Consider the following 19,460-nt stretch of genomic DNA (forward strand, 5'->3'; position numbering starts at 1 on the left):
TGCCCCAGGCGAGTTTCGCGTTGTAAACTTCCGATGAACGACGCCTCTGATTGCAATCCATGTCTTCCGGAGGCCTGATGGTCGATTCAAACTTGCCGCTCGAGTTATCGCTACAACCGCCAGTGCAACTGCCGCCGGATTGGGCCCGTTGGTGGCGCCGGGCCGCTTGCGCGCTGCAACGGGAGCTCGACGCACGCGGTGAGTTACGACCGGAAGAAGTGGCCCAAACGGTGACGGGTGCGCTCCCGGATCCCGTGGGGCCGGTGTTGCTGCACCGCTTGGAGCGTCTGGGATGGCTGGCTGCCGACGCACAGTTACCCTTCGATTTGCTCGACGGTCCGGCCTGCCCGCGCGAGTTTTCCGGCGCCTCGCGGGAGGTCGTGCGGCTGGCGGTCTTCGGGCTGCCTGGGCAGGGACTGGCCGCGCGCGATAAGCGGCGCCAGGACGTGTATCAGCAGATCTGTGCAGACATCATGCGCTCGGCCGTCGATGAGCGCTCCCTGGAGGCGGTCGCCGCCCGGGCGATGAACCATCCGGAGGTAGCGGCGGATTCGATCTTGGCGGGGCTCGTCCGAAGTTTTGTGGCCGAGCGCTATGCGGCGCTGCGCGGCCGCGTGAGCCCAACCGAGCAACACCAGTTGCGGATGGAGGAATCCAAACTACGGGGGGGATTTCGGGTGCGCGGGTGCGAGTATCCCACTCCGGAGGAGGTCCAGGCGGCCCGTGAACGGCTCGTACATGATCTGGAAACGGCCGTGGGGCAGCACGACATCGCTAGGGCGGAGTATGCCCTGGATAAACTACGCGACATGCGGCGACGGTATCCGGTCCATGTCGCGGCGCAGGAGTTGCAACAGTGTGAAGAGCAGTTTGATGAACTGCTGCGGCGAGTCGCTACCTATCAGCGACAGATCCGTGAGCTGGCGGAACGGGGCAAGCAAGCCGCACGCGCTGGGGACGAGGACGCAGCGGGCTGGATCGCGCGACGGCTGCAGGCCCTGCACATGCTCATGCCGACCATCCTGGCGGAGCAGGAACTGGAGAAGCTGCTGGCGGCGATCGACATTGGTGAACAAGAACACGACACGCGTGTAGCGCGGCAGGCCTTGCTGTCGCAGGAGCGCGCGGTTGCCGCCCAGATCAAGCGCCTCGCCGCGGTCGTGCAGCGTTTCCACCAGTTGGCGCAGCGCCTGCCGCCGGAAGACACGGTCTACCAGCGGGCGGAGCAGGAATACCTGCGCGCGGTTGCTGAAATCCGGACACTGAACACGGAGTGGCTAACGGGCCTGATGCTGCAGCTTGAAGCCCTGCTGGATGACCTCGACGACCCGGATGGGCAGATTCAAAGCCAGTTGGACGTGTTTATCGCCAAGGTGCGGCAAGCCCTGAATCGGCTGTGCCTGGAGATTCGTACGTGGCGAGCACGGCAGGCAGCGGAGCCGAACCCGGCGCCAGCTCCACCGGTCGAGCGGCGCGTGGCCGAAGGGGGCGCGACGGCCTAGGCCGAATTGAATCTGACGGCCTACGCCCGGCGGAACGACGCCGAGCGACCTATTGCGTGGGCTTGAGTCAACCCGCACAATGGCGACAGTGAATAGCGGTAACGCCGATCCGGATCCCCAGAGGTCATGCGATCAGTTTCATGCACGAGCACGCGCCCTCGACAGCGGTTTCACCGCCCGTCGCCCCGACCGAGAAGCAGGTCTCAGGGCTCGATCGCCTGAAGTTTGCACTCGTGCGGGCGTTCCTGGCGGGGTGGGTGCGACTGTTCAGTCTGAAGGGGCTCTACCTGTTCGGCCGGTGGTTCGGATACGTGGAGTACCTGGTTAACTTCAACCGCCGGGCGCGGTACCGGCGCGAGTTGGCCGGTGTGTTTCCCGAGGGCCTTTCCCGGGCGCGGGAAAACACAATCATCCGCGACTACTTCCTGCGCACCCGCTGTGACAAGGTGTTCTACTTGATCTTCGACCGGCTGCCGCGGGAGAAGATCATGCGGCGCATCCGGTTTCACGGCCAGCAGCATCTGGATGCCGCGTTGGCCCGGGGGCACGGAATCTACGTGATGCTGAGTCACCACGGCTCGCACCATGTCGCGGCGGTGCTGATGGCGCTGCTGGGCTACCGGTGCGCGGGCGTGCGTGACCGGAATGAGGGGTCGCTGCGAAGGTACATGCAGGAGAAGTATGCGCAGACGTTTCCGGAGTATGCCTCGATCCGCATGCTGTACGCGGACAGTTTTCCGCGCGACATCTACCGGTGTTTTCAGGAGAACCGGGTCGTGGGCAGCGCGCTGGATGTCAGCCGGGTGCGGGGTGTGACGCTCAAGACCTGCCCGGTGCAGATCTTCGGACAAACGAAAGAGTACCTGATCGGGACACTACAGGTTGCCCTGCGTTGCGAGGCGCTGATCTGTCAGGCGTTCGTCGTATCGCGGCCCAACTTCTATTTCCGGCTGATCGTCAAGCCGCCGCTGTATGTGCCGGGGGCGGATGACGTGGCGAGTGCGGACCTGATTCCGACGGTCATGCAGCGCTACGCGGACGGGATTGCAGCGCACGTGCGGGAGCATCCCGACCATCTGAGTCGGGTGTAGCTGGGGTGACGGAAAATTGGGGGCGGCCCGGACCACTGGCGGGGCAGGACGGCGCTGGCTACAATTCGCCCCAATTCCGACGGGCCAACGGTGGCGCCGGCGTGGTGTCTGACGGGGCGGGCTGGTGGCCGGCAAGTCCGGGTTCGCCGGCTTGGCGTGAGAGATCGGGTAGCTGCGCGTGAAGTTTGTGCTCGTGGATCGGATTGAGGAACTGGAATCCGGGCGGCGGATTGTCGCGCGGAAAGCGGTTTCGCTGGCGGAGGAGTACCTCGCGGAGCACTTTCCCACGTTCCCGGTGCTGCCGGGCGTGCTGATGGTGGAGGCGATGGTGCAGGCGGCCGCGTGGCTGGTGCGCGAGGCGCTGGATTTCGAGCCGAGCTTGGTGTTGCTGAAAGCCGCTCGGAACGTTAGGTATAAGAGCTTTGCGGCCCCCGGCCAAATTCTGACCGTCGAAGCGGAGTGCAAGGCGCTGTCGGCCGACGAAAGCACCTTCGCAGCGCGGGGCCAAATCGACGGGCAGGAAGTCGTGAAGGGATCGTTGACGCTGCGGCACTTGCGGCTGGCAGCGCAGGATCCGGCGTATGCGGAAGTGGACGAGCAGTTGCGTGCGGGTCACCGCGCCCTGTTCGCGTTGATCTGGTCGGCTGCGGTCGCCGGTCCGGGCAGCGCTCCATAGCTGAATAACCCCAAGTGCCTTCGATTGGAGGGAGCCGTTCATGGCCACACCGTCGCGGGAAGAGATTTTTGACAAGGTCCGGACAGCGCTGGTGCAAGCGCTGAGCGTCGATCCAGATGAGGTCACGGAAGACGCGACGCTGACCGGCGACCTCGGAGCCGAGTCGATTGACATTCTGGACATTGCCTTCCGGCTCGAGAAGGCGTTCGGGATCAAAATAGGTCAGGAGGAACTCGCACCGCCGGACATCCTGCAGAACCCCGATTACGTGAGCAACAACCGGTTGAACGCCGCGGGTCTTGCGGCGCTCCGGGCGCGGGTGAAAGATCTCAAGTGGAGCGCGTTCGAGCAGGATCCGGATGTGGGCAAGGTGATGGAAATGTTCACCGTCGGCACGATCGTGAGCTTCGTGGAGTCGAAGCTGACGTCGGCCAACTGAGAGGCCGACACGTGCGGTGGGTCTGGCTGGACCGCTTCGAGGAGTTCGTGCCGGGCGTGCGCGCGGTGGGCGTGAAGAACGTCACGCTGGCGGAAGATCATCTGCATGATCATTTTCCCGGCTTCCCGGTGATGCCGGCCAGTTTGATGATCGAGGGGATGGCGCAGACGGCGGGCATACTCGTCGGGCACGCGCGTGGGTTTCGTGAAAAGGTCATCCTCGCCAAGCTGAAGGAAGCCGTTTTTCACGAACTGGTGCGGCCCGGAGACCAGTTACGCTACGTCGCCGAGTTGGAGCAGGTTTCTGAGACCGGGGCGGCCAGCCGTGGGGAGGTGTGGGTGGGCGACCGCCTGGTGGGAACCATCGATCTCGTGTTCTCGCATATCGACCAGAACGCGAGCGGGTTACAATTCCCCGAGGAGAACTTTGTCTTCAACGAGGGTTTCATGGCCCTGTTGAAGACGTACCTGCCCAATAATGCTGAGAGGATCAAGTTTTGAGCAGCCGCCGTGTCGTCATCACCGGGCTGGGGCCCGTTACGCCACTGGGGACCGGCGTCGCGGACTACTGGAACGCCCTCCTGGAGCAGCGTTCCGGCATTCGCCGCCTGCATTCCTTCGATCCGGCGCGCTTTCCCTCCCAGATCGGTGGCGAAATCGACGGACTGAGCGTGGTCGAGGCGGTGCCGAAGAACTACCGCAAAGCCGCCAAGATCATGGCCCGTGATATCGTGCTCGCCGTGGTTGCGGCCTATCACGCGGTGAAGGACGCCGGCCTGCGGACCAAGTGCCTGATCGACCGGGGTGAGGTCGAGGGCCCGCCGACCGTCCCCGGGCCGCGCTTTGGTGCGAATATCGGCTCCGGCCTGATCTGCGCCGACCTCGCGGAACTGAGTGAGGCCCTCGCCACGGCGGTCGAGGATGGCAAATTCACTTTGCGCAAGTGGGGTCTGGAAGGTATGCAGACTCTCACGCCGCTGTGGCTGCTCAAGTTCCTGCCCAACATGCTCGCGTGTCATGTGACGATCGTGCATGCCGCAGAGGGCCCCAGCAACACCATCACCTGCGGCGAAGCCAGCAGCCACCTCGCGATCGGCGAGGCCTTTCGCCTGATCTCACGCAACGCGGCCGACGTCTGCATCTGCGGCGGGGCCGAAAGCAAAGACAACCCGATGGCCGTGCTGCGACAGTCGCTGGGCGGCCGCCTGAGCCGGCGCAATGATCGGCCGGAAGCGGCCTGTCGCCCTTTCGCGGCTGACCGCGATGGATTCGTCGTTTCCGAGGGGGGTGGGCTTGTGATTCTCGAAGCCCTGGAACACGCTCAGGCACGCAAGGCACGCATCTACGCGGAGGTGGTGGGATTCGGGGCCGGACACGATGCCTATTCCTGCCGGCAGCCCAGCACGCCGCACCCGGAGGGGCGCGGGACGGCGGTTGCCGTGCGGAAAGCTCTGCGGGATGCGGCCATCACCCCGGAGCGCCTGCATCTGGTCATCACTGCGGCAGCGGGGCTGGTCGAACATGACCGGGCCGAAGCCCGCGGCCTGCATACGGCGCTGGGCGCGCGAGCGGCCGAAGTACCCGTGATGAATGTCAAGGCGGGCCTGGGCAACAATGGGGCGGGCAGCGGGGCGCTGGACTTCATCGCAGCGGTGCTGGCGGTGCATCACGGGACCGTGCCGGCCGCGTTCAACAGCACGCCGGTGGATCCGGCCTGCGGGCTGAACGTCTACACCGAGGGGCCGCGGGACGTTGCCGTGGAATACGCGCTCTCGACGGCGTACGCACTGGGCGGGGGCCAGAACGCGGCGCTGGTCATCAAGCGTTTCGAAGGTTGACGACGGCCACGTGCCCGGCTCGGCCGGCACGGCGCCGATGGAAATGCACAGCATGAACCGACGCGTAGTCATCACCGGCATGGGCTGGATCACACCGCTGGGCCACGATCTCGAGACGGTCTGGCGGCGGTTGCTGGCCGGCGAAAGCGGCATCGCCCCCATGACCATCTTCGACGCGCGGACCTATCCCACGCAGTTTGCCGCCGAAGTGAAGGGCTTCCGGCTGGAGGATTTCCTCGGGCCATACTACGAGCAGCACCGGGGTTGCAGCCGCAATGCCGGTTTCGCACTCGCGGCGGCGGAGTTGGCGTGGAAGAGCGCCGGCCTGGATCATCCCGGAGCTCCGGTGGAGCCGGATGCGGTCGGCGTGTACCTCGGCGCCGGCGAGGGTCCGATCGATTTCGAGAACTTCGTCGCCGCCAGCGTCGCCGGCTGGGATCCGGAGCGGCATGAGCTGAACGCGGTGCGGTGGGCGGAAGTGGCCGCCCGTGTTCTGTCGGCGGACCGTGAGTTCGAGCAGGATCCCAACTGCGCCGCGGGCCACATTGCCTGCCGATTCAACGCGCAGGGACCCAATATCAATACCCTGACCGCCTGTGCCGCCAGTACGCAGGCCCTCGGCGAAGCGAGCATGATCATCCGCCGCGGCGATGCGGACATCATGATCTCGGGCGGCGGGCACAGCATGATTCACCCGCTCGGCGTCACCGGTTTCAATCGGTTGACGGCTCTCTCGACACGAAACGATGCCTGCGTGACGGCTTCACGCCCGTTCGATCGCACGCGCGACGGCTTCGTGCTGGGCGAGGGCGCCGGCATCCTGATCCTGGAAGCGTACGAGACCGCCCAGCGCCGCGGGGCGCCGATCCTGGCGGAGATTCTCGGCTACGGCTCGACGGCGGACGCTTTCCGGGTCACCGACATGCACGAGACCGGGCGCGGAGCGATCGGTGCGATGCGCGGGGCACTCACGGCGGCCGGTCTGCAACCGCAGGATGTCGACTACATTTCCGCCCACGGTACCGGCACGGAAGAGAACGACAAGATCGAAACGCTCGCCATTCGCACGGTCTTCGGTGAGCACGCGAAGAAGGTGCCGATCAGCAGCGTCAAGAGCATGCTTGGGCACCTGATCGCGGGCGCCGGCGCCGTGGAATTGATCACGTGCGTGCTGGCCCTGCGCGAGCAGGTGATCCCGCCCACGATCAATTACCACGAGCCCGACCCGAACTGCGATCTGGACTATGTGCCCAACGAACCGCGCCGCCGGCCGGTGCGTGTCTGTCTGAGCAACAGCTTCGGCTTCGGCGGCCAGAATGATACGCTCGTCATCCGCGCGCCGCAGGACTAGCGGCGGTCGTCCGATGGCGCCGCGCCCACCAAGCGAACGAGAGATCGCGGTGGAGTTGGGGGAAGTCCGCACCCGACGGCGGCTCTGTTGGTTCCTCGCGGGGTTCGTGGTGCTCCTTTTCGTGCTTTTCGCCGTACACGCCCTCTGGCACGGGCAGTGGGCGAAGGCGTGGCCGGGGTATGTGCGCGGTCTGGGCCTGAGCACCGTGGTTGTGAATCTCGCCTGGTTGCGCATGTTGTGCAGCCGTTGTCCACGGTGCGCACACTGGTTCTTCGCCGGGGGACGACTGAGCGATCCCGGCACGTGGCGGCCTTTTGCTGCGGCATGCGTACACTGCGGGCTGCCCCTGGACGCTGAGTCGGACAAAGCCCGCGGGGACTGAGGCCAGGCGCACGCCGGCCGAAAGCCCGACCGGACCTCCACGGCTCGCGAATCGCGGCCTCCTTCGCTACCATGCCGCGCGCTGCGGCAATCCGGCCACGACCGCCCGCGCGGACGGCCGCTCAGCCAGTTTTCCGCCGGCCGGAAATACCGCAAGCGAGGTTTTTCACCGTGCCTCTCACAAACACACACCCAGAATCATCCCTGGACACCACCGCAACCGAACCCGTGGTCACTGCCGACGGCAATTCCCGCCGCGAGTTCCTCAAGCACGGACTCGCCGTAGCCGGCATGGCCGTCGTGGGCGGCTTGGCGGGCTGCGCGTCACCCGGGAAGCGTGAACCCGGCCCGCGCTGGGCGAGCAGTCTGCCCGCTGCGCGGCCGCTGCGCGCGCCACGCCGTGAGCAACTTCGCATCGCGTTCATCGCGACCGGTGGCATCGGCGGGCATCATCTGGAAACCACGAAAGAAGCCGGAATTCTCTGTCCGTGTTACTGCGATGTCGACACACAACGCATGGACATGGCCCGCGAACTGTATCCGGCCGCGAAGGCGTACCAGGATTACCGCCGCCTGTTCGAGGAGATGGGCAGCGAGTTCGACGCGGTCATGATCGGCACACCGGATCATCATCACTATCCGGCGACCATGCTCGCCCTGCAGATGGGCAAGCATGTGTACCTCCAAAAGCCGCTCACGCACACGGTATGGGAAGCTCGGCAGCTAACCGAAGCGGCCGCACGCTACGGCCTTGCGACCCAGATGGGCAACCAGGGCCACGCCCTGGAGGGCTGGCGCCTGGTTTACGAATACGTGCACAGTGGTGTGTTGGGCGACATCGTGGAGACACATACCTGGAGCGATCGGCCGATCTGGCCGCAAGGCATGGGCCGGCCGGAAGGCGAGTCACCGGTGCCCGCGCACGTGGACTGGGATCTGTGGCTCGGCCCGGCTCCGGAGCGGCCATACGTGGAGAAGGTGTATCACCCGTTCACCTGGCGTGGTTGGTGGGATTTCGGGACCGGCGCTTTGGGTGACATGGCGTGCCACACGATGGATGGCATCTTCTGGGCACTTGACCCGGGCTATCCGACGTCCGTCGAGCCGGTGGCCTCCAGTGCGATCACGGAGGAGGCCTTCCCCAACGCTGCGGTGGTACGCTGGGACTTCCCGAAGCGTGGCAAGCGGAAGGCCTTTTCGGCGTACTGGTACGACGGCGGGTTGCGACCCACGACGCCGGCGGTGCTGGAGTACGGCCGGCGCATCCCGCCAACGGGAAGTCTGTTCATCGGCACCGACGCAGCGCTGGTGGTGAGCGGGGACTACGGCAGTTCGTCCCGGATCATCCCCGAGGCGCGCATGAAAGAGGTGGGCAAGCCGCCACAGTTGCTCGAGCGGTCTCCAGGGCATGTGGAAGAGTGGTTGCTGGCTTGCAGCGGGCTGGAGTCGATCGATTTTCCGAAGTCGCGGTTCGCCTACTCGGGTCCGATGTGTGAGACGGTATTGCTGGGCAACGTCGCGCTGCGAGTTGGTCGGCGGCTGGAATGGGATGGCGCGAATCTGCGCATCACCAACGTGCCGGAAGCCAATGCGTTTCTCACGAAAGAATACCGCGCGGGCTGGCGCGTGTAGACCGATTGCGCGGCACTGGTGAACGTAGCCGCACTGCGCTATTCCGCGGCGGCCGGTGATGTCCTGTGCGTAGTGCGGCAGTTTTCGCGCTCACCGTAGTACGGCAGCATCCCGCACGCAGCAAACGGCGTACCCGCTGCGCTTCCGGAGTCACGCACCACGACCATGCCCCACTCAGCGCCCGACGACCCCAGCTCCGATAGCGCCGCCGGTGTGTCATACACGGTGCGCCCGCACGCGGGTGGCGCACCGGCCGGGCCCGTCGGGACCGTACCGGCGACAGCCCCACTCGCGGGGAAACGCGCGGCGCTCACCGCACTGCCGGCCGGGCCGATTCCGTGGCAGGTGCTCATGCTCGCACTGCCCATGCTCGGCGAGCTGTACTTCAATTTCCTGATTGGCTTTGTCGACACGTTTCTAGCGGGGCGTATCAGCAAGGAGGCCAACGCCGCGGTCGGAATGGCGACCTACGCAAGCTGGTTGCTGACCGTGCTCTTCACGCTGGTCGGAACGGGGGCCGCGGCGGTGGTGGCGCGCACCACCGGGTCGGGCGAGCATCGCGCCCGCAACCGAGCCGTGAACCAGGCGCTTTTGTTGGCCGGTGCGGCCGGATTGGCTACCAGCTTGCTGGCGTTCATCTGCGCACCGCTGCTTGCCCAGTTACTGACCCAGACCGTCGAAGCGCGCGGGCTGTGCGAACGCTATCTACGGATCGACGCGGGGGGCTACGCGCTGTTGAGTCTGACGGGCATCGGATCCGGCCTGCTGCGTGCGGCCGGCGACACGCGCACGCCGATGCGCATCATGATCAGTGTGAACATCATCAACGCTGTAGTGTCGATCGCGCTGGTGCAGGGCTGGTTCGGCCCACCGCTCGGTGCGACCGGCATCGCGCTCGGCACGCTGGTTGCGCGTTGCTATGGCGGCGTGGCGATGATCGTGGTCATGCTGCGCGGCCCCTGCGGATTCCGGGTCGGTGGGCGGCTGTTGCGACCACACGGACCCACTCTTCGTCGCATTTTACGGGTGGGCCTTCCGGCCGCCGGGGATGCGGCGGTCATGTCGGCCACGCAGCTCGTCTTCCTTTGGGTGGTGGCCCATACGGCCACCGGCGCGGCCGCCACGGTAAACTTCGCGGCCCACACCATCGCGATGCGCATGGAGGCGCTGAGCTTCCTGCCGGCGATCGCCTGGGCGACGGCTGCTGCGACTCTCGCCGGTCAGCATCTCGGTGCGGGTGCACCGGAACTGGCCCAACGGAGTGTGCGGGCGGCGGTGCGACAGGGTGCGCTGATTTGTGGTGCCGTCGGACTGGGATTCGTACTCTTTGCCGAAGGCATCTACACGCTGATGAGTGCGGATGCCGAGGTGCGGGTGGTCGGCACACCGGCGTTTCGCCTGCTGGGACTGGTGCAGCCGGTGCTCGGCGCGGCCATCATCTACAACGGCGCGTTGCGGGGAATTGGTGACGCGCGTACAACCATGGTGATCTCGTTCATTTCAGGTGTGGGTCTGCGAGTGCCGGTGGGTTTTGCGTGTGGAATCGGACTGGGCTGGGGACTGATCGGCGCATGGTGCGGAATGTGGGCGGACAATATCGGGCGCTTTGTGCTGGCCTGGGGTCGCTTCCGACAGGGGGGCTGGCGACATGTCCGGGTGTGATGCGCCGGCGTAACCGATTCCGGCGACTAGTGGAGAGCCCCCCGGCGGCTTGAGTTGGCGCCACTTATCGGACAAACCACGAGTCATGATTACTGGACTTTTGCGGGGCGCCCAAGCATACCTTACCGATACACGCGATCAAAAATCCTTTGTGATCCACTGCGGCGGGACTTAGAATGGTCCTATGACTTATTGGCTGAATGCCCAGTCAACCGGTGCAGGCAATTCTTATCGACCTGTTCTGGTACGTCGTCCGCATGGTGCGGAACGGGGTGCTTACCGCGAACTGAGTACGAAGCCGCGGCGCGTTGCGAACCGATAGCACACGCGCGCTGGTGTCCCCGTGTGCTGAACGGGGAGCCCATGTCAAGGGCCGCATGGTCAAAGGAGCAGAACGTGCGCATTCCTGGAGTGGTGATCTGTCTGGCACATGGTGTCGTCTTCGGCGCCCTATCTCTGGCCGCAGCTACAGCGGCCGCCCATGACAACGTAGCGCTCGCAGCGCCAACGAATCCGGACTATGTCCTGACGCTGGGTGAGCAAACCTTCGACCCACTGGCAGGCGTGCCCGCGCCCCCGCTGGGGTTGGATCAGACGAGTTCCGGCGGTGACTTGGGACTCGTCCAGTTTGCCGGTCCGACGCAGGATGAGTGGCTGCAGGAACTGCAGGCCGCCGGACTGGAGATCGTCCAGTACGTGCACCCCTACACCTACATCGTATGGGGCTCCGCGGGGCAGCGCGCCACGCTGAACGGCAGTCACCTGCGCTGGGCGGGTGAGTTCCTGCCGGCGTACAGGTTGTTGCCGCAATTCCGCAATCTTGATGCGACGAGCATTCGGACGGAAGTGCTGGTAGTCCGGTTTGCCGGCACGGAACACATCGTTCGAGCTCTGGAGCAAATGGGCGCCACCGTGCATGGCTCGGCGGTGCTGAGCCGCGCGTTCGAGCACGTGGTTTTCGAGTTGCCGGGGGCCTTGCTGCCCGCAGTCGCAAACCTGCCCGGCGTATACACCGTGCAGCCGACACCAACCGACGGCGGTTTGCGTGGCGAGATGTTCAACCAGGTCTGCGTCAACAACGTCGCGGCGAATAACGCGGCTTATCCCGGCTATGACCTGTGGCTTGCGAGCGTGGGTCTGTCGGGCGCCGGGGTCGCGATCGCGAACGTCGATGGCGGCGTGTATCAGGGCCACCCGGACCTGGCCGGACGTTTCCTGCCCTGTGTCGGCACCAGTTGCGGTGTTCCGTCGACGGGGTCGAGTCATGGTACGCACACTGCCGGCACGATGGCCGGCACGGGGGCATCCGGCACGCGCGACGCCTTCGGGTTCCTGCGTGGCCTGGGTATCGCCCCTGGTGCGAACCTCGTGGAGCAGCTCTACTCGCCGACGTACACCTCGGCCGGCGGCATGCTGACGCTGATGCGTGTTTCCTATGCGAATGGCGCGCTGCTCTCCGGGAATAGCTGGGGACCGGCAGGTTCACCCCGCGGCTACGACAACCACACAATGCAGTGTGACATCGGCGTCCGTGATACGGACGCAAACGTACCGGGTGACCAGCCGCTGACGTATGTCCTGTCGATCATGAACGGCAATGGCGGCACCAGCACACAGGGCACGCCCGACGAAGGGAAGAACCTCTTCACCATCGGTTCGACCAAGGGACAGAACACGGACGGCTCACAGATCCTTCAGATCAACGACCTGTCCTCGAACACTGCCCATGGACCGTGCCTCGACGGCCGCAAGATCCCGCACATGGTCGCGCCCGGCTGCCGCATCGACTCGTCGAACTCGACGACCGGTTACGGCCTTTCGTGCGGGACCAGCATGGCTTCACCCCACGTGAGCGGTGCTGTGGCCCTGTTCATCGAGTATTATCGCAACCTGGACGGTTACGAAGTCGACCCCTCCCCCGCCTTGATCAAGGCCGCTTTCCTGCCGGTGGCACACAACCTTGCCGGTTTTCGCGATGCCAACAACGGGCTCCTCGGTGTACCGTTCGACAGCAAGCAGGGCTGGGGCCGGATGAACCTCGCCGCGGTGGTCACTCCGGAAGTGTCGGTGCGCTACTGGGACAACCCGGTGATCTTCGACAACACCGGCGAGTTCTGGGAGCAGCAGGTCTCCGCGGCGGATCCGACCCAACCCATGAAGATCATGCTGGTCTGGACGGATGCGCCCGGGCACGGCCTGGGTGGCAGCACCCCCGCCTGGAACAACGACCTCGACCTCGAGGTCTCCGCCGGCGCGATCACCTATCGAGGCAATGACTTCGGTGCCAACGGCTGGTCCACGCCCAACGGCGTGAAAGACAACCGCAACAACACCGAAGGGGTGTTCATCGGGCCGGCCGCGGACGGGACGTACATGATTCGCGTACTGGCGGCGAACATCTCGTCGGACGGTCTGCCGAACTATGGCGACCTGACGGATCAGGATTTCGCCGTGGTTTGCTACAACTGCACACTGGAGCCCGGCTTCGCACTCTCGCGACCGGCAGCGCAGGAGACCTGTGGCGGCGGGGCGGTCACCTACACGCTGCCGATCGTCTCCGTGGCCGGTTTTGATGAGCCGGTGACGGTCACGGTCGAGAACCTGCCGAACGGGACGACTGCATTGGTGACCCCGGCGACCGCTCTGCCGGGGGAATCGGTTGCGATCGACGTGCAGACCAGCGCAGCCACGCCGGACGGCACGTTCCAGTTCCAGATTGTCGGCACGTCCGGCGAACTGGTCCGGTCCACGACCACCAGCTTGAAGGTCTTTGCCGGAGTGCCGGCGGCGCCCATTCCAGTCAGCCCGGCGGATGGTGCGATCAACATCGGCATCCTGCCGACGTTGTCATGGAACGCGGCACCGAACGCGCTGTCACACCAACTTGAAATCGCGACGGATGCGGACTTTGTCCACATCATCCTCTCGATCGATGGATTGACCGAAGCGAGCTACGCCCTGGGTGAGCCACTCGACCAGGTGGCGCAATACCACTGGCGTGTCCGTTCGGCCAATCCGTGCGGCTACGGCGCGAGCGCCGCGGCGAGTTTCACAACACAGGCGTTTCCCGCGATCCTGCTGGTCGACGATGACGACAATTCGCCGGACGTGCGGAGCTTCTATGCGACGGCGATCGGAACGCTGAATCTCTCGTTCGACGTGTGGGATACGCAGGCCGGACAGAGCGAGCCGTCGCTGGCAGAGATGATGCCTTATGCGCACATCATCTGGTTCTCAGGCGATTCGTGGGGCGGCACCAGCAATCCGAAAGCCGGCCCCAGTCCGGCCGCGGAAGCCGCGCTAGCGACTCTGCTCAATCGCGGACGCAACGTGATGATCGTGGGACAGGATTACTTCTACGACCGCGGCCTGACGTCGTTCATGCAGAACTACCTCGGTGCGGGTTCCATCCTGAACGATCGTTCGCAAACGTCGGCGACGGGTAGCGGCGCGGTGTACGGCGGCCTTGGTCCCTATACCCTGTCGTATCCGTTCTTCAACTGGAGCGACGTGGTGAATCCGAATGCACTCGGTGCGACCGCCTTCATGGGCGATCAGGGCAGTGCCGCCACCATGGTGGACAGCCCGATCTTCCGCGCGGTTTTCTTCGGCTTCCCGCTCGAGGCCATTGCAACGGCACAAGGTCGGGCCGCCGTGATGAACACGACGCTCCAGTGGTTCCGGCCTTTGGTCGACTGCAACGGCAACGGATTCAATGACCATGTCGACCTCCTGAACGGAACGAGTCTGGACCTCAACGGTGACGGCATTCCCGACGAGTGCCAGGCACCGGAGACCTGCCCGGGCGATGCCAACGGTGACGGCGTGGTGAATTTTGCCGATATTTCACCATTCATCGCGGCCATCAAGGCCGGCAGCGCCGCCAACTGGACCTGCGACCTGCCCGGCGGCTTCGGCCCGTACCTCAACAGCGACACTGACGGCGACGGCATGGTGAACTTCGCCGACATCTCGCCGTTCATCGGTCTGCTCAAGGCCCCACCGGCTCCGTGTGTGAGCGCGTGCCCGTAAGGGGACCTTTGACCAGGTAGGTGTAGCCCCCGCGGGCCGGCAATCCCTTGCGGATGCCGGCCCGCGGTCTGCGCCGCCGGCTTGGCGCCGATGCGCGCCATGCGCTATACTCGCCCGCACCTGTCTACGGCCGCACACGTCCGCGCTGCTGCGGTCCGGCACGGGCCGGGTGCTGGGTTGGACGCAGCGCCCCCCGCTGCCCGTGCGGCGAGCCACGCGAGAGGAGCTGAGGCGATGGCCGCTGATGAAGAAACCTTCGCTGCCTGCGAGGCGTGTGGCGCCACGATCTATCCCGAGCATGTGAAGCAGCAGACGGCCGGCTCGTTCGAAGGCCGGATGCTGTGTCCGCACTGTTTGCGGGAGCGCCGCGGGGAGTCTGCCATGGGCACGCCGGCCCTGTTGAGTGGGGATGAGCCGCTCAACGCGGAGCGCAAACCGACTCCGATTCTGAGTTTCGGATCCGGGCTGCCCGGACTGGGTGCGGGTTCGGCGGAGGCCACGAAGTATCGCCGCCCGCTGCTCAAAGGTTCGCCCCACGCGACTCGTTGCCGGACGTTTCACTGCAAGCTTGCAGATGGGCCGTTAGTGCATATGAACCAGCAGATCAACGAGTGGGTTGACAGCGACGACGACATCGAGATCAAGTTCGCCACGAGCACCATTGGCGTGGTTGAAGGCAAGCACTCCGATCCGCATTTGATCGTGACCTTGTTCTATTGAGCCGCGGCAACTTGTCCGCAGCACACCCGGAGCCCTTCGCGGCATGAGACTCGCACGCTTCATCAGTTCCGACGGGCGCCTGACCGTCGGACGTATCGTGACGGAGACCACCGCCCAGCCCCTCGTGGGCGAGTTGTTCGGACAGCGAACCTTCGCCGATCGAACGGTGAACATCGCCCAACTGCTGCCGCCGATTGACCCGCCCAACATCTTCGCAATCGGCCGCAACTACCGTGCGCACGCGGCGGAGACGGGCTCCGAGGTTCCCGAGCGGCCGCTGATCTTCGCCAAGCCGACGACGGCACTGCTGGCACCGGGCGGTACGATCCGTCTGCCGGCGGCTGCCCCGACACAGGTCGATTTTGAGGCCGAACTGGCCATCATCATCGGGCGCACAGCGCGCCACGTACCACCCTCCGCCGCCCTCGATCATGTCCTCGGCTATACCTGCGCGAATGACGTCTCGGCCCGGGATTGCCAGCGGAACGACAAGCAGTGGACCCGTGCCAAGGGTTTCGACACCTTCTGCCCCCTGGGTCCCTGGCTGGTAACAGTCGAGGCCTTCGACCCCAGTGACTGCCTGGTGCGGAGTCGACTGAACGGCACCGAGATGCAGTCCGCCCGCACGAGCGCCATGATCTTTTCGTGCCGGGAACTGATCAGTTACCTTTCTGATCAGTTTACTTTGCTGCCGGGGACCGTGATCCTGACCGGGACTCCGGAAGGAGTTGGATTCGCACGCACACCACCGGTGTTTTTACAGCCCGGAGACCGGATCGAAGTGGAAATTGAAGGGATTGGCACGCTCGTGAACACCGTCACAGCAGCGAGTTGAGGAAAATCGGGCTATTGTCTGAACCCGCGGGAATCGCTACACTCCTCCTTGTGTTGGCGTTCTCGGGGACGCAGCGGCGGCCAGTGGGTCGGCGGGTGTTCCTGCTTTCGGGGGAGGGAAAGCTCTTACGGGTTCTCTGAGCTTTCGACGACCGCTTTATCCATGGGTTCGTCGTGCGCCGCGCCTGTTGCGCTGGCGGGCGGCGACTTGCAGGAATCTGCATGGCAAAGACCAGGCATTCGGGTGGTCAGGGGCGACCACATTCTTCGCGCCGCACCTCTCCCAAACATCGGCGGCCGAACTCCCAGAAGTCTGCGGGCCCGGCCGCGGCACCCTTTCCGCAGGGACCGGGTGAACCCATCGGGGTGCAGTCGGGCGTGCTCGAGCTGGACAACCAGGGGGCCGGTTTTCTGCGTTCTCAGGAGCGCAATCTCGCCGTGCGTCCGGATGATCCGTACGTCTCGCCGGATGCGATTCGCCGATTCTGTCTGCGGGGCGGCGAATGCATCACGGGACAAATCGCGCGAGTCGAGAACAAGGGCAACCGCCGGAGCAAGGTCAGCCGCATTGACGCGATCGACGGTGTGCCGGCGGGCGAATGGCAGCCGCCGACCCCGCTGAACGAAACCACGGCGGTCGATCCGACCGAGTCGTTGCACTTCGATACCCCCGGCGGCCCGGTGACGATGCGGGTGGTCGATTTATTCACGCCGATCGGACGCGGACAGCGCGGGCTGATCGTTGCACCGCCGCGCACCGGCAAGACGATCCTGCTTCAGCAGATGGCGCACGGCATCGCCGAGAACCATCCGGAGGTGTACATGATCGTGCTGCTCGTTGACGAGCGGCCCGAGGAAGTCACCGAGATGCGGCGGAACGTCCGTGGTGAAGTCATCGCCTCGAGTAATGACGAGAACATCGCCTCGCACGTGCGCATCGCCCGGCTGGTGAACGAGCGGGCTCGCCGCCTGGCCGAGCAGGGACGGCACATCATCATCCTGCTCGATTCGATCACGCGGCTCGCGCGGGCCTTTAACTCCAACATCGGCACGAGCGGCCGCACGATGACCGGGGGCCTCGACATTCGCGCGTTGCAGGAGCCGAAGCAGATTTTCGGCTCTGCCCGGAATATCGAGGGTGGCGGCTCACTGACCATCATCGCTTCGGCGCTCATCGAGACGGGCAGCCGGGCGGACGATTTCATCTTTCAGGAGTTCAAGGGCACCGGCAACATGGAGCTGGTGCTGAATCGCGAGCTGGCAAACCTGCGCATCTGGCCGGCCATGGACCTGAACCAGTCCGGTACGCGCAAGGAAGAGAAGCTGCTCGCGCCTGATACGCTGCGGAAGGTCTACCTGCTGCGGCGGCAGCTCAACGACCTGCCGCTCGCCAAGCAGATGACGACATTGCTGGACTGGATGGGCCGCTTCAACACGCAGGCGGAGTTCCTCGCGAACCTGCGCAGCTAGGCGCGCCGCCGGGCGTATCCGGAGACCACCGTGGTACTCGGCATCCTCTCTGACACGCACGGGCGGGTGCAGCGGACGGCCGCTGCCTTGCGCGTGCTGGAACAGTGCGGCGCCACCGTGTTCGCACACTGTGGCGACATCGGGGGACCAGATGTGCTGGAACTGCTCGCCGGACGCCGGGTCTGGCTGGTGCGCGGAAACACCGACTTCCCCACGCAGCGGGAACTCGAGTACGCCCGGGTGCTGGGGTTGACTCTGGCCGATGCGGCCCCGGCCCGTTTTGAATTGCTGGGCCGCCACTTCCTCCTATTCCACGGGCACGAGCCGGAGTTTGGCCGCCTCGAGCGCAATCTCCAGCAGACGGGGGCGCGGCCTCCGGGAATGGCGGCGTGCCACTACATCCTGCACGGTCACACGCACACCCTGCGGGACGAACGGGTCTGCGGCGTACGCCTCATCAATCCCGGCGCGCTCCATCGGGCGCTCGTGCACACCGTGGCCACGTTGTCGCTGGAGCAGGATGAACTGCATTTCTGGCGTGTGGACGAGAACGAACCCGCGAACAATTCGCCGGTCGAAGTATCTTCCCTGCGGCGTTGACGCGCACCCGCGCGGCCTACCCCGCTTGCGACTCCGATGGACCCGCCAGCAGCTCGATCCGCCCGGCCCTTTCCAGGTGTGTGCGCAGCTTGCCTTCGGTCACCTCCCCAGGGCGAAATTCACGCACGGCTGCAAGCAAGGCGCGGGCCTCCGCGTCGCGTCCGAGTGCCGCGAGGGTCTCGACGAGGCGCGCGCCATGCTGTGCAACAGCCCCCTCGACGCCATACTGGTCGATCGAACTGACGCTGCAGCAGGGGCAGGCGATGCCGCCGCGCGCCTTGCGAACCTGCTCATCGAAGTGTTTCTGCGGGTCGACCATCGCGACGACGTCGGCATAACGTCGGGCCGTGATCAACTCCGCAACCACGTAATCGAAGACCACGCGCCGGGCCTTGGATTCCTGGGGCAGGCGATCGAACAATTCCAGCGTTCGTTCGGGTGCGTCCATGCCGCGATGGAGTGCTGCAACGTTCCGAGCCACATTGACGTCGTCGCGATCCTCACGAAGCGACCGTTCCCACTGTTCCTGGCGTGTACGCAGCGCCTCACGGGCGGGCTCGTGCGTCGTGCCGAGCCGCCAGATGGCCTGGGCGAGCCAGTCGCGCCGCGCCGCGGCGTAAAAAGTATTATCGAGGCCGTCGTCAAGGCAAACGAGGTACTCGCGCAGCGCGTCTTCGGCACGCCCCTGACGGTCGAGCGCATACGCCAGCTCCTCGCGGCGAAACGGGTTCTTGCGGTTGAGCCCACCGAGGCGGCGCTGTGCACGGGCAATTCCGTCGATACCGTCAAGGGCATCACGCAGCTCGGCAATCAGTTCCGGCACGCTCGCCGGCTTGACGATGTAATCACGCTCGCGGCCGTCGGCTCCGACGAGCAGGAGGGCCGGGACCGTCTCGATCCGGAAACGTCGCGCAAGCTCCTCATCGCGGACGATGTCGAGCTGTATCGCCACCGTGCGCTGCTGCAACATCTGCAGGATTTCCGGCTGATACCAGACTCCGCGAGCGGCCTGCGGCACCCACGGGGCTTCGAAGAAGAGGAAGACTGGACGGTCAACCTTGGCAGCCCGCGCCAGGGCGGCCTCGAAGGAGAGCGCTTCAAAGGGCTCGGATGCATCGGTCCCGGTTGTTGTCAGGAGGAAACCCAGCAGCGCAGCAGAGATACGCAACGAACGCCAACCCTTGTTGCCCCGATCTCCTATCACGCGCTCACACCGATCCATGCGATACTCCT

Annotated in this window: 15 protein-coding genes; 14 read left to right on the plus strand and 1 reads right to left on the minus strand. The window is 65.2% G+C overall.

Annotation, left to right across the window (positions count from 1 at the left end):
- Positions 1–77 precede the first annotated feature (77 nt).
- The 14 genes from IPM18_06150 (at position 78) to IPM18_06215 (ending at position 18,227) form a co-directional block, all read left to right on the plus strand.
- On the plus strand, positions 78–1,502 hold the full coding sequence (locus IPM18_06150) for a hypothetical protein (GenBank protein MBK9119170.1): 1,425 nt from the start codon (positions 78–80) through the stop codon (positions 1,500–1,502).
- Between the two features lie 140 nt (positions 1,503–1,642).
- Entirely contained in the window at positions 1,643–2,593 is a 951-nt protein-coding gene (locus IPM18_06155) for a lysophospholipid acyltransferase family protein (protein MBK9119171.1), read from the plus strand.
- A 178-nt stretch (positions 2,594–2,771) separates the two neighbouring features.
- The gene (locus IPM18_06160; protein ID MBK9119172.1) at positions 2,772–3,269 is read left to right on the plus strand and encodes a beta-hydroxyacyl-ACP dehydratase; all 498 of its coding nucleotides are present in this window, start codon (positions 2,772–2,774) and stop codon (positions 3,267–3,269) included.
- A 40-nt stretch (positions 3,270–3,309) separates the two neighbouring features.
- Positions 3,310–3,708, plus strand: coding sequence for an acyl carrier protein (locus IPM18_06165; protein MBK9119173.1), 399 nt, complete (start codon positions 3,310–3,312; stop codon positions 3,706–3,708).
- 11 nt (positions 3,709–3,719) lie between these two features.
- Positions 3,720–4,208: a beta-hydroxyacyl-ACP dehydratase gene (locus tag IPM18_06170; GenBank protein MBK9119174.1), complete on the plus strand. Its 489-nt coding sequence runs from the start codon at positions 3,720–3,722 to the stop codon at positions 4,206–4,208.
- Complete coding sequence (locus IPM18_06175) at positions 4,205–5,545, plus strand: beta-ketoacyl-[acyl-carrier-protein] synthase family protein (protein MBK9119175.1); 1,341 nt, start codon at positions 4,205–4,207, stop codon at positions 5,543–5,545. Before IPM18_06170 ends, IPM18_06175 begins: the two co-directional genes overlap by 4 nt.
- Positions 5,546–5,597: 52 nt before the next feature.
- On the plus strand, positions 5,598–6,896 hold the full coding sequence (locus tag IPM18_06180) for a beta-ketoacyl-[acyl-carrier-protein] synthase family protein (protein ID MBK9119176.1): 1,299 nt from the start codon (positions 5,598–5,600) through the stop codon (positions 6,894–6,896).
- 552 nt (positions 6,897–7,448) lie between these two features.
- Positions 7,449–8,909, plus strand: coding sequence for a Gfo/Idh/MocA family oxidoreductase (locus tag IPM18_06185; protein ID MBK9119177.1), 1,461 nt, complete (start codon positions 7,449–7,451; stop codon positions 8,907–8,909).
- Between the two features lie 165 nt (positions 8,910–9,074).
- A complete protein-coding gene (locus tag IPM18_06190) occupies positions 9,075–10,571 on the plus strand; it encodes an MATE family efflux transporter (protein ID MBK9119178.1) in 1,497 nt (498 codons plus the stop codon).
- A 396-nt stretch (positions 10,572–10,967) separates the two neighbouring features.
- Positions 10,968–14,603, plus strand: coding sequence for a S8 family serine peptidase (locus IPM18_06195; protein MBK9119179.1), 3,636 nt, complete (start codon positions 10,968–10,970; stop codon positions 14,601–14,603).
- Positions 14,604–14,837: 234 nt separating this feature from the next.
- On the plus strand, positions 14,838–15,323 hold the full coding sequence (locus IPM18_06200) for a hypothetical protein (GenBank protein ID MBK9119180.1): 486 nt from the start codon (positions 14,838–14,840) through the stop codon (positions 15,321–15,323).
- A 43-nt stretch (positions 15,324–15,366) separates the two neighbouring features.
- Positions 15,367–16,158, plus strand: coding sequence for a fumarylacetoacetate hydrolase family protein (locus IPM18_06205; protein ID MBK9119181.1), 792 nt, complete (start codon positions 15,367–15,369; stop codon positions 16,156–16,158).
- 221 nt (positions 16,159–16,379) lie between these two features.
- Entirely contained in the window at positions 16,380–17,627 is a 1,248-nt protein-coding gene (gene rho, locus IPM18_06210; protein ID MBK9119182.1) for a transcription termination factor Rho, read from the plus strand.
- Positions 17,628–17,657: 30 nt separating this feature from the next.
- Positions 17,658–18,227, plus strand: coding sequence for a metallophosphoesterase family protein (locus IPM18_06215; GenBank protein MBK9119183.1), 570 nt, complete (start codon positions 17,658–17,660; stop codon positions 18,225–18,227).
- Between the two features lie 16 nt (positions 18,228–18,243).
- Here IPM18_06215 and IPM18_06220 read toward each other — a convergent pair whose 3' ends face one another.
- Entirely contained in the window at positions 18,244–19,449 is a 1,206-nt protein-coding gene (locus tag IPM18_06220) for a hypothetical protein (protein MBK9119184.1), read from the minus strand.
- Positions 19,450–19,460 lie beyond the last annotated feature (11 nt).

This window comes from Phycisphaerales bacterium (assembly GCA_016716475.1).
GTDB lineage: Bacteria > Planctomycetota > Phycisphaerae > UBA1845 > Fen-1342 > JADJWG01.